The organism is Streptomyces sp. NPDC058289 (genome assembly GCF_042880975.1).
Lineage (GTDB): Bacteria > Actinomycetota > Actinomycetes > Streptomycetales > Streptomycetaceae > Streptomyces > Streptomyces stoeckheimensis.
This window is the reverse complement of sequence record NZ_JBHVYI010000009.1, coordinates 22,095-35,737: the sequence shown is the minus strand read 5'-3', so window position 1 is coordinate 35,737 and position 13,643 is coordinate 22,095. Positions and strand designations below refer to the sequence as shown.

The following is a 13,643-nucleotide window of genomic DNA, read 5'->3' as shown; positions in this document are numbered from 1 at the left end:
GGGGTCGCCCACACGCGAGCGGCGTCGGGCCGGGCCCCGCGACTGGAGCCGCCGTACCGGGGTGGTCGCCCGATCAGGGTCGCTCGTACAACGGCGTGAGCACGTCTCGTGGAACGGCGTCTCGGACAACGGCGCGAGCACGTGAGGAGGAGACCATGGCCGACGCCAAGAGGCTGGCGAAATACCACCGGCGGCGGGACTTCGCGAAGACGGCGGAGCCGCGGGGAAGGTCTGCGGGGAGTCGGGCCGGTGCGCCGTCGTACGTCGTGCAGATCCACGACGCGCGCAGCATGCACTTCGACTTCCGGCTCGAAGCCGATGGCGTACTGAAGTCCTTCGCCGTGCCCAAGGGGCCCTCCAGGGACCCGCACGACAAGCGGTTCGCCACGCCCACGGAGGACCATCCGCTGGAGTACCGCGAGTTCGAGGGCGTGATCCCGCAGGGCGAGTACGGCGGCGGCACGGTGATCGTGTGGGACGAAGGCACCTTCCGCAACGCCACGTCGGACCGCGACGGCCACGAGATTCCTCTCGCCGAGGCTCTGGAGCGGGGGCACGCGTCGTTCCGCCTCGACGGCCGCAAGCTGCACGGCGGCTACGCGCTCACCCGGATCCGCGGCACCGGGGACGGGGAGCGCGAGGCGTGGCTCCTGGTGAAAGAAGCGGACGAGCGGGCCGCCGCCACCGGTACGCCCGACCCTCGGCGGGCGAGGTCGGCCCGCAGCGGCCGCACGCTCGGGCAGGTCGCGGCGGCCGCGGCATCGGGCGGGTGAGCCAGGGTGAAGACGTCGCCCCTGGACCGGTTGAAGGAGGAGCACCGACGACTACTGAGCCCGGCACCGCCGTCGCCCGGCACACCGATGCTCGCCACCCTCACAGCTCGCCGCGCCGGGTCCGCCCGGACGACCGCCGGGCTGCTGCGCCATCCCCGCTTCCTGGGGCTCCGCGACGACAAGCCCGCCCGCGAGGTGGTCCGCGAACGACCGGAAGGGAAAGCCAGATGACGGCGACGAAGGCATCGACCGGGACGAGGCGCATACGAGCGGGCCGCCGGACCGTCGAGATCGGCCACCCGGACAAGGTCCTCTTTCCCGGGGACGGCATCACCAAGGCGGACCTCGCGGCCTACTACCGCACCGTCGCCGGCGTGATGCTGCCCCACCTGCGCGGACGCCCCCTGATGCTGGAACGGCACCCGGACGGGACGCGGGGCCCCGCCTTCATGCAGAAGGACGTGCCGGACCACTTTCCGGACTGGATCCACCGAGCCCAGCTCCCCAAACACGGCGGCACCGTCACCTACGCCGTCTGCGACGACACCGCGACCTTGCTCTACCTCGCCGACCAGGCGTGCATCACCCCGCACCGTTTCCTCTCCAGAGCCGACCGCCCCGACCACCCCGACCGGCTGGTGTTCGACCTCGACCCGTCCGGAGACGATTTTACGGTCGTACGGGAAGCCGCACACGGCCTCCGCGAGCTGCTGGACGAGCTGGAGCTGCCGTCCCTGCTCATGACCACCGGATCACGGGGCCTGCACGTGGTCATACCCCTGGACCGCCGGGCGCCCTTCGACGACGTACGCTCCTTCGCCCACGCCGCAGCCGACGTCCTCGCGGCCCGCGACCCCGGCCGGCTCACCACCGAGCCGAGGAAGAAGGATCGCCGGGGCCGCCTTTACCTCGACGTCCAGCGCAATGCCTACGCCCAGACCGCGGTCGCCCCCTACGCCGTACGCGCCCTGCCCGGAGCCCCGGTCGCCGCGCCGTTGGCCTGGGCCGACCTCGACGACCCCGGACTCACCGCACGCCACCGCACCCTCGCCGACGCCGAGTTGCTCCTGGCCGAGAACCCCTGGCACGCCCCTCCCCGGCCCCGCTCGCTCACCAAGGCCCGACGGCTTCTGAGCGCAATGGTCCCGAACGGGGAGAAGACGCCGTGACCCGTAGTACCACGGTCCGGGACCTCCTGGACGAGCACGGACGGACCCACGCCGAGGAGGCCGGCATCCGGCTGCGGAACACGCCCGCCCCGCTCTACCAGCTCCTGACGCTCTGCGTGCTCTGCTCGGTACGGATCAAGGCCGACATGGCGGTCGCCGCGGCCCGTGAGCTCTTCGCGGCCGGAATGCGCACACCCCGCGCGATGGCGGCCGCCTCCTGGCAGGACCGGGTCAACGCCCTCGGACGCGCCCACTACCGCCGCTACGACGAGACCACCGCCACCGCACTGGGAGAGGGGGCGGAACTGATCCTCGCCCGCTACCGCGGAGACCTGCGCCGCCTGCGCGACGCCGCCGACGGGGACCCCGGCCGGATCCGGGAACTCCTCCAGGAGTTCCCGCGGATCGGACCGGTCGGAGCCGACATCTTCTGCCGCGAGGCCCAAGGAACCTGGCCCGAATTGCGCCCTGCCTTCGACAGCCGCGCCCGCGCCGCCGCCGGTGAGCTCGGGCTTCCGAAGACACCTGCCGGCCTCTCCCGCCTCGTCGCTGCCGAGGACCTGCCGCGTTTCGCGGCCGCCCTCGTCCGGGCCGGCCTCTCCTGAGCAACCCGGCCGGCCTGTCGTACGGGACCACGCGGCCGCATGAAGGTCACACCTCCGGGCAGGGGACGAACGGAGCCCGCCGGGCCCGGCCCCCTGGACCGGTGTTCGGGATCGCCGAGGTGCTGCAGCCGGGCTGGTGCCGTGTCGGGCAGGTAGCCCCCCTTCACTCCGGCGGGTCTTCCTCCGTCCCCTTCGGGGAAAGGTGGTACACGGCGAAGGCGCGGTCGATGACGGCCATCGCGACGTTGCGGACGCGCACACCGCCTGCCGTCATCCCGTGCTCGGTGCCGAGGTGGGCGTGGCCGTGCACGGCGAAGTCGGCTCCGGCCGAGTCGATGGCCTCCGCGAGGTGGTAGCTGCCGAGGAAGGGGTGGATCTCCCGAGGCTCGCCGGCAAGGGTGTCGGGCACGGGGGCGTAGTGCGTGAGCGCGATGCGCAGCGCGCAGTCCCCGTCGAGATCGCGCAATGCCTTCGCGAGGCCTTCTGCGCAGCCGCGGCTGTGGCGGATGAAGGCCTTCATCTCCGGTTCGCCGAACTCGCTGCCGCTGCGGCCGGCGAAGCCCCCGCAGAAGCCCTTGGTCCCCGCGACGCCGACCCGTGTGCCGTTGACGTCCATGACCACGCTGTCGCCCTCGAGGACGCGCACACCCGCTGCGGTGAGTTCTCGGGCGACGGCTTCTTCCTCATCGCTCTGGTAGTCGTGGTTCCCCAGCACCGCGACCACGGGCACCGGCAGACCGGCCAGCTCGGCGGCCACCACCCGGGCCTCCCGTACGGTGCCGTGCCGGGTCAGGTCGCCGGCCAGGAGCAGCATGTCCGCGCATGCGCCGAGGGTGTCGAAGGCCGGGCGCAGCAGCCCGGCGCTGTCCGGGCCGAGATGGATGTCGCCCACCGCCGCCACCCGGATCACGACAGGTCCTCGGGGTGGTCGGGCGCGCCGTGGTGGCTCACGTCGAGGTCCGCGTACCAGTCCGTGCCCGCCAGTTCCTCCGCGGCGATCCGCAGGACGGCCGCGCGCGACTCCTCGTCGGTGACCCTGCCCCGGACGAACGCCCGGCCGTCGCGGGTTTCGACCCGTACGCCGATCTCGGCGACGTCCTCGCGGGCCAGCCGGTCACGCAAGTGTTCGATGCGGTACTCAATGCCGTCGGCGGATGTCATGCCCCGCCCTCCGTTCGTTCCCGGCGGTCGATGACGCGGAGCCGTTCGAGCAGGTACAGGAAGGCGTCCGGCAGCGGGTCGTCCCGGTGGTCTTGGTCGAGGCGCTCCCAGTCGATCTGTTCCCGGAGCATTCGGGCCATGGGCAGCAGGTCGCCGAAGTCGCAATAGTGCTCGCAGAGCGCGGCGAGGCGGCCGTCCATCAGGTCGGTGGGAGCCAGGACGGGCATGCACACCGAGTCCACGGCTTTGACGCTCGCCCGCTCCAGGAGTTCCGCACTCACCGGGCGCCGGGCCAGTTCGAAGATCAGGTCGATCTCCTCCCCGCCCGAGCGGCCCTTGACCAGCCAGTCCTCCGGAGCGTGGCGGATCGCGATGCCGCCGTCCTCCAAGGCCTTGATCGCGGCGTCGGCGTCCTCGGGCCGCACACAGAAGTCCGTGTCGTGCTGGAAGCGGGCCGGCAGTCCGTGGGCGAAGGCGGCGACGCTGCCGGCGAGCGCGAAGGGCTGCCCCGAGCGCTTCAGCAGGGCCGCCACGTGCTTGGTGGTCTCCAGGATCGCCTGCGTGTGGTCCTTCGGCAGTCGGCCGTCGTCCGGAGCGGCGCCGCCGGGGGACTGCGGAGGGGAGGCTCCCTCGTGGGGATGGACGCTCGTACTGGTCATGGTCTGCCTCACGATCTGATCGGCGCACCCACTTGCAGAAGAGCGGGTAACCCGTCCGGCGCCGTCGAAACGTCCCCGTGGAGGGCCACCGACCGCCTCAGGCGACGGCCGGTACCGCAAACAGGAGTTTCCCGAGGGCGGGCACGCCCCCCTCCGCCAGGACCCGTCGCTGCCGGTCCGCGGGCGTCCCCTCTCGCAGCAGGCGGCCGAGCGGGGTCGCTGCGGTGCGGGGGGGCGAAGGGCCCGGGGAGCCGGGTGGCCACCGGCCGGTCGGCGTGTGCGGGACAGCGAACCGGGTACGCGCGTGCCATGTTCCCCTTCAGCGACAGCACGCTCGGTCTCCTGGCCCGCGGCTACTCCTGGCTGCCCGACAAGATGCGCACCACGACGGACGGCACGTTCCGGACCCGCCTGCTGGGCAGGCCCGCGATCGCCCTGCGCGGGCCGGAAGCCGTCCGGTTCTTCTACGACGAAGACCACGTCCGAAGGGCGGCCGCGCTGCCCGGTCCCGTGCTCGACACCCTGTTCGGCCAGGGTGCCGTCCACACGCTGGACGGTGAGGCGCACAGGGTCCGCAAGGCGATGTTCATCGCCCTCCTCAAGGACGACAAGGGCGTCGCCACGCTCGGCGGCAACCTCGTCCGGCGGTGGAGCGAGGCGGTGTCCGGATGGGGACGGGACCGTGTGGTGCTCTTCGACGAGACCGCCAGGGTGCTGGCCTCGGCCGTGTGCGACTGGGCCGGTGTCGCGCTGTCCGACGCGGAGGTCACCGAGCTGGCCCGCGACTGCGTCGCGATGGTCGACGGCTTCGCCACCGCGGGGCCCCGGCACCTGCGCGCCCGCCGTGCCCGTGCCCGTCAGGAGCGGGCTCTGTCCGCCCTGATCGCCCAGGTCCGCAGCGCCGGGGAAGCCGGTGCCAAGGGTTCGGCCCTGGAGGTGGTGGCCTGGCACCGTGACCTGGACGGCGACCTCCTGGACCCGCACACCGCCGCGGTCGAGCTGCTGAACATCATCCGGCCCACGGTCGCCATCGCCTGGTTCGCCGTCTTCGCCGCCCACGCGCTGCACCGCCGGCCCCACCACCGTGAACTCCTGCGCTCGGATCCCCACGGGGTGCACGCCGAAGCGTTCGCGCACGAGGTGCGGCGCTTCTATCCCTTCGCACCCTTCGTCGGCGGCCTCGCCGCCCGCGGCGCGACGTGGCGGGGCGAAGCCATCCGCGAGAACACCCTGGTCCTCCTCGACCTCTACGGACAGAACCACGACCCGGCCCTGTGGGAACACCCCTACCGCTTCGACCCGCACCGTTTCACCGGCCCGCGGAGCGCGGCTGATCCGCTCGCCGACCTGATCCCGCAGGGCGGCGGCGATGCCGCTCACGGTCACCGCTGCCCCGGCGAGGACATCACCGTGAGCGTCCTGTCGACGATCGCTGCGGAACTCGCCCGCCTCGACTACGACGTCCCGGACCAGGACCTCACCATCCCGTTGTCCCGCGTGCCCACCGCGCCCCGCGACGGCTTCGTACTGAGGCTGTCGTAAGGGCTGTCGTAAGGGCTGTCGTAAGGGCTGCCGCAAGGGGAAAGCCGCCGCCGCGGTGCACCTCACGGGTTCCCGGCCAGGCTGGAGTACGCGTCAGCCGACTCGAAGACCGACCGCCAGCGTCAGTTCAAGGACTCGCTGTGGCGTTGCGAGATCGGGAAACAGCTCCCGCAGCTGCGACATCCGGTACCGGACCGTCTGGGGATGGACGAACAACGCCGCCGCCACCTCGTCCCGCCTGCCCTGGTGCAGCAGCCACGCCCGCAACGTCTCCTCCAGCCGCCGTGCGGTCGCGACAGGCAAGGTCCGCAACGGTGCGAGGGCTCGAGCGCGCAGGTCTGCGAACGCGTCCGCGTCAGCGCTCAGCACCAGCTCGGGCAGGTGGTCCTCGGTGTCGCGAATGTCAGAGGAGAGGGAGCGTGCGCGTACGGCTCGTGCGTACGAGGCGGACGCGCGAGTCCATGGCCGGGCCGGGCCGACCACGGTGGTGCGGCCGGTCAGCTGCCGCAAGAGATGTGATCGGTCGGCATCGGGGACGAGCAGCACACCGGTGTCGTCCGGCAGATCATCGAGGACGAGGGTGCTCGGGTCGAGCGCGCGATAGGCGGGCCGGGCCTGGTCGGCGGGCAGCAGGACCGCGGTCAGCGAAACCGGAGGCTGCCACCCGGCCCGTTGAACAGAGGCGAGCAGCACGTCCGTGCTCGCGCCGGCGAGGAGATCGCGGGCCAGGTGTTCCAGGTGGCGCTCGTGAGCCCTGCCCCGGGCGGCCAGTTCGTCGGCGTGGCCCGCGGCGCTCGCGGCGGAGAGCTCGTCGATGTAGGCGAAGGTCAGCTCGGCGAACTTGGCGACCTCGGCGGCGGGCAGACCTGCGGGTACGGCACCCGCTGCCAGGCCTCGCCAGGCCACGCGGGCGCCGACGCGGTAGGCGCTGAGCAGGGCGTCCATCGAACGGCCGTCGCGCACCTCGCCGCGGCCCAGCTCGTAGGCTGCGTCACCGCCGTCGCCGCCTGTGGCGTTACCGCTCGCGAGGTCCAGGTAGTGCCCCAGGGCGGTGCGGACGGATCGGCGGATGGTGGCGCCCATGCGGCCCGAAAGGGCGTTGGCGTAGGGAGGGACCTCGTCGATGATCGCCTGGACGACCTCGTCGGCGGTGTTCTTCAGCGCGGCCCGCAGCGCGGTGACCGTCGTCTCGTCCAGGGCCAGCTCGCTGGCCCTCCGGAGTGCATGACTCATGTTTTGTTCCCTGCGAACAATTCAGCCGACCAGATTTACGTCTTGCGGTCAGGACTTTACGCCTTGAGGCGCAGCAAGCTGGAGTCATGACGAGTGCAGCCCTCCGCAGTAGGGCGTGGAAACTGCTGGAGATGGTCACGACGCCGCTGCTGCCGTCGGACTACCTCGACCTGGTCAGCCCGCTGCGTGCGGGCGCCGACCTGCGTGGGCGCATCGAGGCCGTGCACCCCGAGACGGGGGACGCCGCGACCATCGTGATCAGGCCGGGACGGGGCTGGCGCGGCCACACGGCCGGTCAGTACGCGCGGATCGGGGTCGACGTCGACGGGGTGCGCCTGTGGCGTGCCTACTCCATCACCTCGCCGACGAACCGCCAGGACGGCCGCGTCACGATCACCGTGAAGGCGATCCCGGACGGCAAGGTCAGCAATCACCTGGTCCGCAAGGCGAAACCGGGCACGCTGATCCAGCTCGACCAGCCGACCGGTGACTTCGTGCTGCCGCAGGCCAAGCCCGCCAAGGTGCTCTACCTGACGGCCGGCAGCGGCATCACGCCCGTGATGGGAATGCTGCGCGACACCGAGTTCGACGATGTCGTCATGGTCCACTCCGCGCCACGGCCGCACGACGTGATCTTCCGCAGCGAACTGCACGACCTGGTCGCGGACAACAAGCTGCGGCTCACCGAGGTGCACACCGACACGGACGGCCTGCTCGACATCGCCCGTCTCGACGAACTCGTGCCCGACTGGGCCGAGCGCGAGACCTGGGCTTGCGGGCCCGCGGGCCTGCTCGACGCCGCCGAAGAGCACTGGACCGAACACGGCGTACGAGAGCGCCTGCACACCGAACGCTTCCGCCCCGGCATCGTCGTCGCCGGCGACGGCGGCGAGGTCACGTTCAGCGCCACCGGCAAGACCGTCGACGCGGACGGTGCCACGCCGTTGCTGGACATCGGGGAGCAGGCCGACGTGCTCATGCCCTCCGGGTGTCGCATGGGCATCTGCTTCGGCTGCGTCACACCGCTCAAGTCGGGCGCCGTCCGCGACCTGCGTACCGGCGAGATCACCGAGGCCGAGCCGGGCGTCCTCATCCAGACCTGCGTGTCCGCCGCGGCGGGCCCTTGCGACATCGAACGGTAGGAGCACCTTGACCGCCATCGACCCCACCGCCCACCTGACCGCGGAGCAGATCGAGGAGCTCGGCCGCGAGCTGGACGCGATCCGCGACGAGGTGATCGCCGACCGAGGCGAGAAGGACGCCGCCTACATCCGCAAGGTCATCTCGGCGCAGCGCAAGCTCGAGCTGGTCAGCAGGGGCGTGCTGCTGTTCTCGATCTTCCCGCCCGCGTGGCTGATCGGCACCGCCGGTCTGTCCGTGGCGAAGATCATGGACAACATGGAGATCGGCCACAACATCCTGCACGGCCAGTGGGACTGGATGCGCGACCCGAAGATCCACTCCACCACCTGGGAGTGGGATCACGTTTCGCCGTCCGAGCAGTGGAAGCACTCGCACAACGAGCTGCACCACACGTACACCAACGTGATCGGCAAGGACAACGACCTCGGCTACGGCATCATGCGCGTCGACGAGGACCAGAGGTGGCACCCGTTCCACCTCGGCCAGCCGCTGTGGAACTTCCTCAACGCCTGCTTCTTCGAGTACGGCATCGCAGCGTACGACCTGGAGCTCGGCAAGAACCTCCACAAGCGCCGCCGCAACAACCCGGAGTTCCGCGCACGGGCCAAGGCCGTGGGCCGCAAGATCCGCAAGCAGGTGCTCAAGGACTACGTGATCCACCCGCTGCTGTCGGGCCCGTCGTTCCTCACCACGCTCGCCGCCACGTTCACCGCGAACCTGGTCCGCAACATCTGGACCCACTCGGTGATCATGTGCGGGCACTTCCCCGAGGGCGTGCAGGTCTTCGAGCGCCGCTCGATCAAGGGCGAGACGCGCGGCCAGTGGTACCTGCGCCAGATGATGGGCTCGGCGAACATCAGCGGCAGCAAGGCCATGCACTTCATGACCGGCAACCTGTCGCACCAGATCGAACACCACCTGTTCCCGGACCTGCCGAGCAACCGCTACGCCGAGGTCGCGGTGAAGGTGCGCGCGCTGTTCGAGAAGTACGAGCTGGAGTACGTCACCGGGCCGCTGCCCAAGCAGGTGTTCTCCGCGTGGCACAAGGTCTTCCGGCTCTCGCTGCCGAACAAGAAGCCCAAGGTCAAGACGCCGGACCGCGAGCAGGAGCTCGTCGCGGCCTGAGTCCGGGTACTGGTTCGGATCCTGCGGTTCGGTCGGCCCGGCAGCCGCGGCCTGAGACCGTGGCCGGCGCCCGCCGGACATCGGCGGGCTCCGGGACCACGTCAGGCTGGGAGTATGGCTCGTTTCCCCTGGTGACTGGGTGTGCGGGCGTGTAGCGTTTGGGTCAGCTGTCGTGGTTCGGAAGTTCCCTTTGCCCACGCCTTTGGCGTGGGTGTTTTGCTGTGCTGTGCCGCAGGAACCAGGGCGATCACCTCCGTCTTTCCGCATCGTGCGGGAGGCGTTCTTCGACTGGAAGGCATGGATATGGCTACGGGAACTGTGAAGTGGTTCAACGCTGAGAAGGGCTTCGGCTTCATCGCCCAGGACGGCGGCGGCCCGGACGTCTTCGCCCACTACTCTGCGATCAATGCCTCGGGCTTCCGCGAGCTCCAGGAGGGCCAGGTCGTCACGTTCGACGTCACCCAGGGCCAGAAGGGCCCCCAGGCCGAGAACATCACCCCGGCCTAACCCACCCCGCCGGGAATGGGCACGCACTCGATGAGGGCCGCGCACCTGCGGCCCTCATCGAGTGGTGGCAGGGCAGTGTGAACTCCCCTGACAGTCACGACGGAAGTCGTCACCAACGCCGTACGTCGCCGATGCGGGCTGGATCGATCGGCGACCGGACAGATAGGATGCGGTCCTCGCGAAAGGGGCTGCATTGTTCACCCCGGACCAGCTCGGCTTGGACGATCCCGCCACATACGCCAACGTCGAACGTCGCCATGCGCATACTGCTTCGCAGTGCCGAGCGGGCGGAGATCGCGCCGGCGAAGGGAAGTCGCTGCTGGCCGTGGCCTGGGCGGTCGAGAAGCAGGGCCGTGGGCCCGAGGCACTCGAGTGCGCAGAGAAGGCGCGATTACTCCTGCGCGACACCGGTGATCTCGACTCCTTCGGCGAGTGTTGCCACTCGATGGGCGTGTGGCGGTTTCACCACTTCGCTGAAGATCCGCCGCTAGAAGACTTCCGCCAGGCGATCGAGGTCTGGATGGCGATCCCGAACCTCATGAAGGCCGCCCGTTCGTGGCACAATCTCGGTTTCATCCAACTCGTCGCTGGTTTCCCGGTCGCCGCCGCAGCTTCGTATGAGAACGCGGCCGACCTCCTGCACCGGGTGCGGGGGAGTTCCGAGGAACACAGCGCCTTTCGCCAACTCGGCTTCGTGTACTCGCATCAGTCGTACGCTGCCGCGCGGTGCGGGCGGGTTGCCGAAGCGCTGCGGGCGACGACGAAATACTTCGAGCACGTCGAGCAGACGGGCTCGCACAGGGAACCGGTGTACGCGTACCTCGCCCCCGGAATCGCATTCGCGGCAGCGGCAGCGGCAGAAGGGGTAGACGTCCCCCTGAAAGAAGTGCGGACGCTCGAGGCGCTGACGGGCATCAGACCCGATGCGGAGACCTGGTTGCGAGCGGCCTTGCGCAAAGCCGACGAAAGCATGACGTCACACGTCGAAACAGGCACCGGGCGGCACGCGTACCTCGGTGCCCATCTGCTCGCCCTCGTGGAACTGGCCCGCTGGTGTGACACCACAGGCAGGCGAGACGAGGCAGATCAACTCGTCACACGCTCGCTGGAATTGGCCCGGGCGCGCGGGTGGTCGGGCGAAGCCTTGCGCATCCACCGCCGCAGAGAAGGATAGTCGTGTCCACCACCACGTTCACCGTCACGGGTTGCACGATCGTGGACCCGGCCTCCGGTCATGCCATCCCCGGCGATTTGTCTGTGAGCGACGGACTGATAGCCGCAACACCCGACACGATGCAGGCCACTGTCGACGGGACTGGCCTGTTTGCCATTCCGGGCCTGATCGACATGCATGTCCATGCGACGAGCGATCCTCACGGACGGACCGCGTCGAAATGGTCGGAGATCACCACGACGACCATGACCCTTTCCGCCGTCGACAACCTCGCGACCGCGCTCGCCAACGGCATCACGACGGTCCGGGACCTCGGCGCTCCACGGGACGTCGGGTACGCCGTTCGCGCGGCATGGTCGAGGGATCTGTTCGTCGGCGCGCGCCCTCTCACGGCCGGACCGGTCATCACAGCCGTGGGCGGGCACGGCCATTGGATGGGTGTCGAGTCTGAAGGGCCGGCCGCCATCGGCGCCCTGGTCCGCCGAAACGTGGCCAACGGCTCGGACGTGATCAAACTGATCATGCGCAGCGCGGCGCACCGAGTGGAACTGCGTCCGGAAGAGCTCAGGAACGCGGTCGCGGAGGCGCACTGGCTGGATGTTCCCGTGGCCGTGCACGCCAACTTCTCGGAACGGTCGATCGATGCGGCCGTAGAGGCCGGCTGCGACACCCTCGAACACGGTTTCGCGATTTCCGACACCACCGCGGACGTCATGTCGAAGCAGGGCACGGCCCTTTGCCCCACGACGACGGCGCTTCGGTCGATCGTCGAGCAGCCGCAGAGATGGAACCGACCGGGAGGGAAAGAACTGGTGGACCGGGCGGTACGGCAGTTCCCCGAGGCCCGCCGCAGTTTCGAGCGTGCCTTGGCGGCCGACGTCACTCTCATCGCCGGTACCGATGCAGGCGCCGCCGGTGTGGCGTTCGACGCGCTGCCCCGCGAGCTGAGGACGATGGTCGAATGGGGTGCCACCGCTCGGCAGGCACTCGCGGCAGCCACCAGCGCGGCCGCCGAGGCGCTCCGGCGCCCCGAACTGGGAACGCTGCGGATCGGCACTCCGGCTGACATCGTCCTGCTGAGGTCCGACCCGCTCACTGACGTCTCCGCTTGCGCCGAGGTGGAGGCAGTGATCCAGCGCGGTCGCCTGGTTCGGCTCGACTCCCCATGGCGTGCGCAGGGGCTTGAGATGCACCCGGCCCCGGGCACGGTGCTCACGCCGAGGTCGTGATGAGACGCTGGAGCACGGCTCCGGGGTGGAGCATCGTCCTCGACGACAGAGGGCTCGCGCTGTCGCGCCGAACGTTCGAAGCGGTGATCAGCGTGCCCCGGGACGCCGCGAGCGAGGTACTCGCACACATCAACGGGGACACGGACTCCCTGTCTCCCGTCGGCCGTACGGTGTTGACCAACCTCGATCAGCATGGCGTCCTCGCCGCCGAGGTCGTCCACGACGAGCAGGTGATGGCCCGGCACGAGCCGGGTGCCCGCAGTGTCCGCCGCGGACCCGAAAGCGGTTGGGTGCATCCGGTGCGTCCCCGGCCGGCAACACATCTCCGGCTCGGCCCCGACGGGCCCGAGCTGAGCGGCAACGGTTCCGGTGATCGGATCGTCCTCGCCTCGGTACGGGCCGCCGAATTCGCCGCCCGCCTGATCGCGCAGGTGGACCTCGGCGACGTCGGCGAGGTGGAGAACGAACTGCTCGGTTTGATGAGCCGTGCTCGGCTCCTGGTCACCGCGGAGCCGGCCGATGTCACCGCCACGTGGGAGTTCCACGACTCGGTCTTTCACACGGCGACACGGATGGATACCAGCTTCGGGGACTACGGTGCCAAGAGGGAACCCCGACCGTTCCACCCCGGTGTCGCCGTGCCGCGGCCCGCGGGGGAGCACCGCCTGCGGCTCCACCACGACGTGCACGCCTCGAAGGGCCTGACCTTGCGCGAGGCGGTCTCGGCCCGGTCGACGGTGCGCGACCACGGCGGCGCCCCGATCGGGCGAGCCGAACTGAGCGCCCTCCTCGACTCGTCGCTCCGGATCCGCAAGCTGGAATGCACCGCCACGAGCCAGCGGGCATGGCGTGCGATCCCGAACGGCGGGGCGCTCTCCGGACTCTCGGCGGTCGTCCTCGCCGGTGAGGTCAGCGACCTTGCCCGGGGCGCGTATGAGTACGATGCCCTGGGCCACGACCTCGCCCCGGCCCATGGACCCGCCCCGGCGTTGGCCCGATGGTTCGGACTGGCCGAGCGGTTGACCGGAATCTCCGGCGACACGATCCAGGCGATGATCCTCTTCACCCTGGACTACGACCGCCCCGCCCATTCCTACGACTCGATCGTCTACGCGACTGCGCTCAAGGAAGTCGGCGCGGCGCTCGAAGCCATGGCATTGGTGAGTGTCGATCGGGGACTCTCGTTCTGCCCGATGGGCGGTGGGTTCGGTACCACCACCGGACTGGGGAACGGCATCCGCTCGGCCGCCGTGGTGGGCGAGGCGGTGGTCGGCAGGCCACGCGGCGAGTCGTGAGGCGAATACCCGGAGAGCGCTGGGCGGT

Annotated in this window: 14 protein-coding genes; 10 read left to right on the top strand and 4 right to left on the bottom strand. The window is 70.2% G+C overall.

The features are described 5' to 3' along the window. Positions 1–155 precede the first annotated feature (155 nt). From ACFVX6_RS06490 to ACFVX6_RS06480, 3 genes are all read left to right on the top strand, one after another. Positions 156–773, top strand: a complete 618-nt coding sequence (locus ACFVX6_RS06490; protein ID WP_389688592.1) for a DNA polymerase ligase N-terminal domain-containing protein — start codon at positions 156–158, stop codon at positions 771–773. A 227-nt stretch (positions 774–1,000) separates the two neighbouring features. Continuing rightward, positions 1,001–1,942 carry a non-homologous end-joining DNA ligase gene (gene ligD / locus ACFVX6_RS06485; RefSeq protein WP_389688582.1) on the top strand — a complete coding sequence of 314 codons (942 nt, stop codon included), beginning with the start codon at positions 1,001–1,003 and terminating at the stop codon, positions 1,940–1,942. Then, complete coding sequence (locus tag ACFVX6_RS06480) at positions 1,939–2,547, top strand: endonuclease (RefSeq protein ID WP_389688580.1); 609 nt, start codon at positions 1,939–1,941, stop codon at positions 2,545–2,547. Before ligD ends, ACFVX6_RS06480 begins: the two co-directional genes overlap by 4 nt. A 163-nt stretch (positions 2,548–2,710) precedes the next feature. Here ACFVX6_RS06480 and ACFVX6_RS06475 read toward each other — a convergent pair whose 3' ends face one another. From ACFVX6_RS06475 to ACFVX6_RS06465, 3 genes are read right to left on the bottom strand one after another with little or no spacing between them, the layout of a single operon-like run. Further along, entirely contained in the window at positions 2,711–3,457 is a 747-nt protein-coding gene (locus tag ACFVX6_RS06475) for a metallophosphoesterase (RefSeq protein WP_389688579.1), read from the bottom strand. Next, the gene (locus tag ACFVX6_RS06470) at positions 3,454–3,708 is read right to left on the bottom strand and encodes a BON domain-containing protein (RefSeq protein WP_389688577.1); all 255 of its coding nucleotides are present in this window, start codon (positions 3,706–3,708) and stop codon (positions 3,454–3,456) included. Before ACFVX6_RS06470 ends, ACFVX6_RS06475 begins: the two co-directional genes overlap by 4 nt. Continuing rightward, positions 3,705–4,367, bottom strand: a complete 663-nt coding sequence (locus tag ACFVX6_RS06465) for a nucleotidyltransferase family protein (protein ID WP_389688545.1) — start codon at positions 4,365–4,367, stop codon at positions 3,705–3,707. Before ACFVX6_RS06465 ends, ACFVX6_RS06470 begins: the two co-directional genes overlap by 4 nt. Positions 4,368–4,676: 309 nt before the next feature. Here ACFVX6_RS06465 and ACFVX6_RS06460 point away from each other — a divergent pair, with 309 nt between their 5' ends. Then, positions 4,677–5,909, top strand: coding sequence for a cytochrome P450 (locus ACFVX6_RS06460; protein WP_389688543.1), 1,233 nt, complete (start codon positions 4,677–4,679; stop codon positions 5,907–5,909). Between the two features lie 93 nt (positions 5,910–6,002). Here the strand turns inward: ACFVX6_RS06460 and ACFVX6_RS06455 are convergent, their stop codons facing one another. Then, positions 6,003–7,142 carry a PucR family transcriptional regulator gene (locus ACFVX6_RS06455; RefSeq protein ID WP_389688541.1) on the bottom strand — a complete coding sequence of 380 codons (1,140 nt, stop codon included), beginning with the start codon at positions 7,140–7,142 and terminating at the stop codon, positions 6,003–6,005. 86 nt (positions 7,143–7,228) lie between these two features. On the opposite strand from ACFVX6_RS06455, the gene ACFVX6_RS06450 reads away from it, so the two are divergent. The 6 genes from ACFVX6_RS06450 (at position 7,229) to ACFVX6_RS06425 (ending at position 13,615) form a co-directional block, all read left to right on the top strand. Beyond that, positions 7,229–8,284 carry a ferredoxin reductase gene (locus tag ACFVX6_RS06450; RefSeq protein ID WP_389688539.1) on the top strand — a complete coding sequence of 352 codons (1,056 nt, stop codon included), beginning with the start codon at positions 7,229–7,231 and terminating at the stop codon, positions 8,282–8,284. A 7-nt stretch (positions 8,285–8,291) separates the two neighbouring features. Next, positions 8,292–9,410: a fatty acid desaturase family protein gene (locus ACFVX6_RS06445; protein WP_389688537.1), complete on the top strand. Its 1,119-nt coding sequence runs from the start codon at positions 8,292–8,294 to the stop codon at positions 9,408–9,410. Positions 9,411–9,713: 303 nt separating this feature from the next. Beyond that, complete coding sequence (locus ACFVX6_RS06440; protein ID WP_031142743.1) at positions 9,714–9,917, top strand: cold-shock protein; 204 nt, start codon at positions 9,714–9,716, stop codon at positions 9,915–9,917. A gap of 193 nt (positions 9,918–10,110) precedes the next feature. Further along, positions 10,111–11,091 (top strand): hypothetical protein, encoded by a 981-nt coding sequence (locus ACFVX6_RS06435; protein WP_389688535.1) that lies wholly within the window; start codon positions 10,111–10,113, stop codon positions 11,089–11,091. Positions 11,092–11,093: 2 nt separating this feature from the next. Next, a complete protein-coding gene (locus ACFVX6_RS06430) occupies positions 11,094–12,320 on the top strand; it encodes an amidohydrolase family protein (RefSeq protein ID WP_389688533.1) in 1,227 nt (408 codons plus the stop codon). Then, positions 12,320–13,615 carry a hypothetical protein gene (locus tag ACFVX6_RS06425; protein WP_389688531.1) on the top strand — a complete coding sequence of 432 codons (1,296 nt, stop codon included), beginning with the start codon at positions 12,320–12,322 and terminating at the stop codon, positions 13,613–13,615. Before ACFVX6_RS06430 ends, ACFVX6_RS06425 begins: the two co-directional genes overlap by 1 nt. Positions 13,616–13,643: the final 28 nt, after the last annotated feature.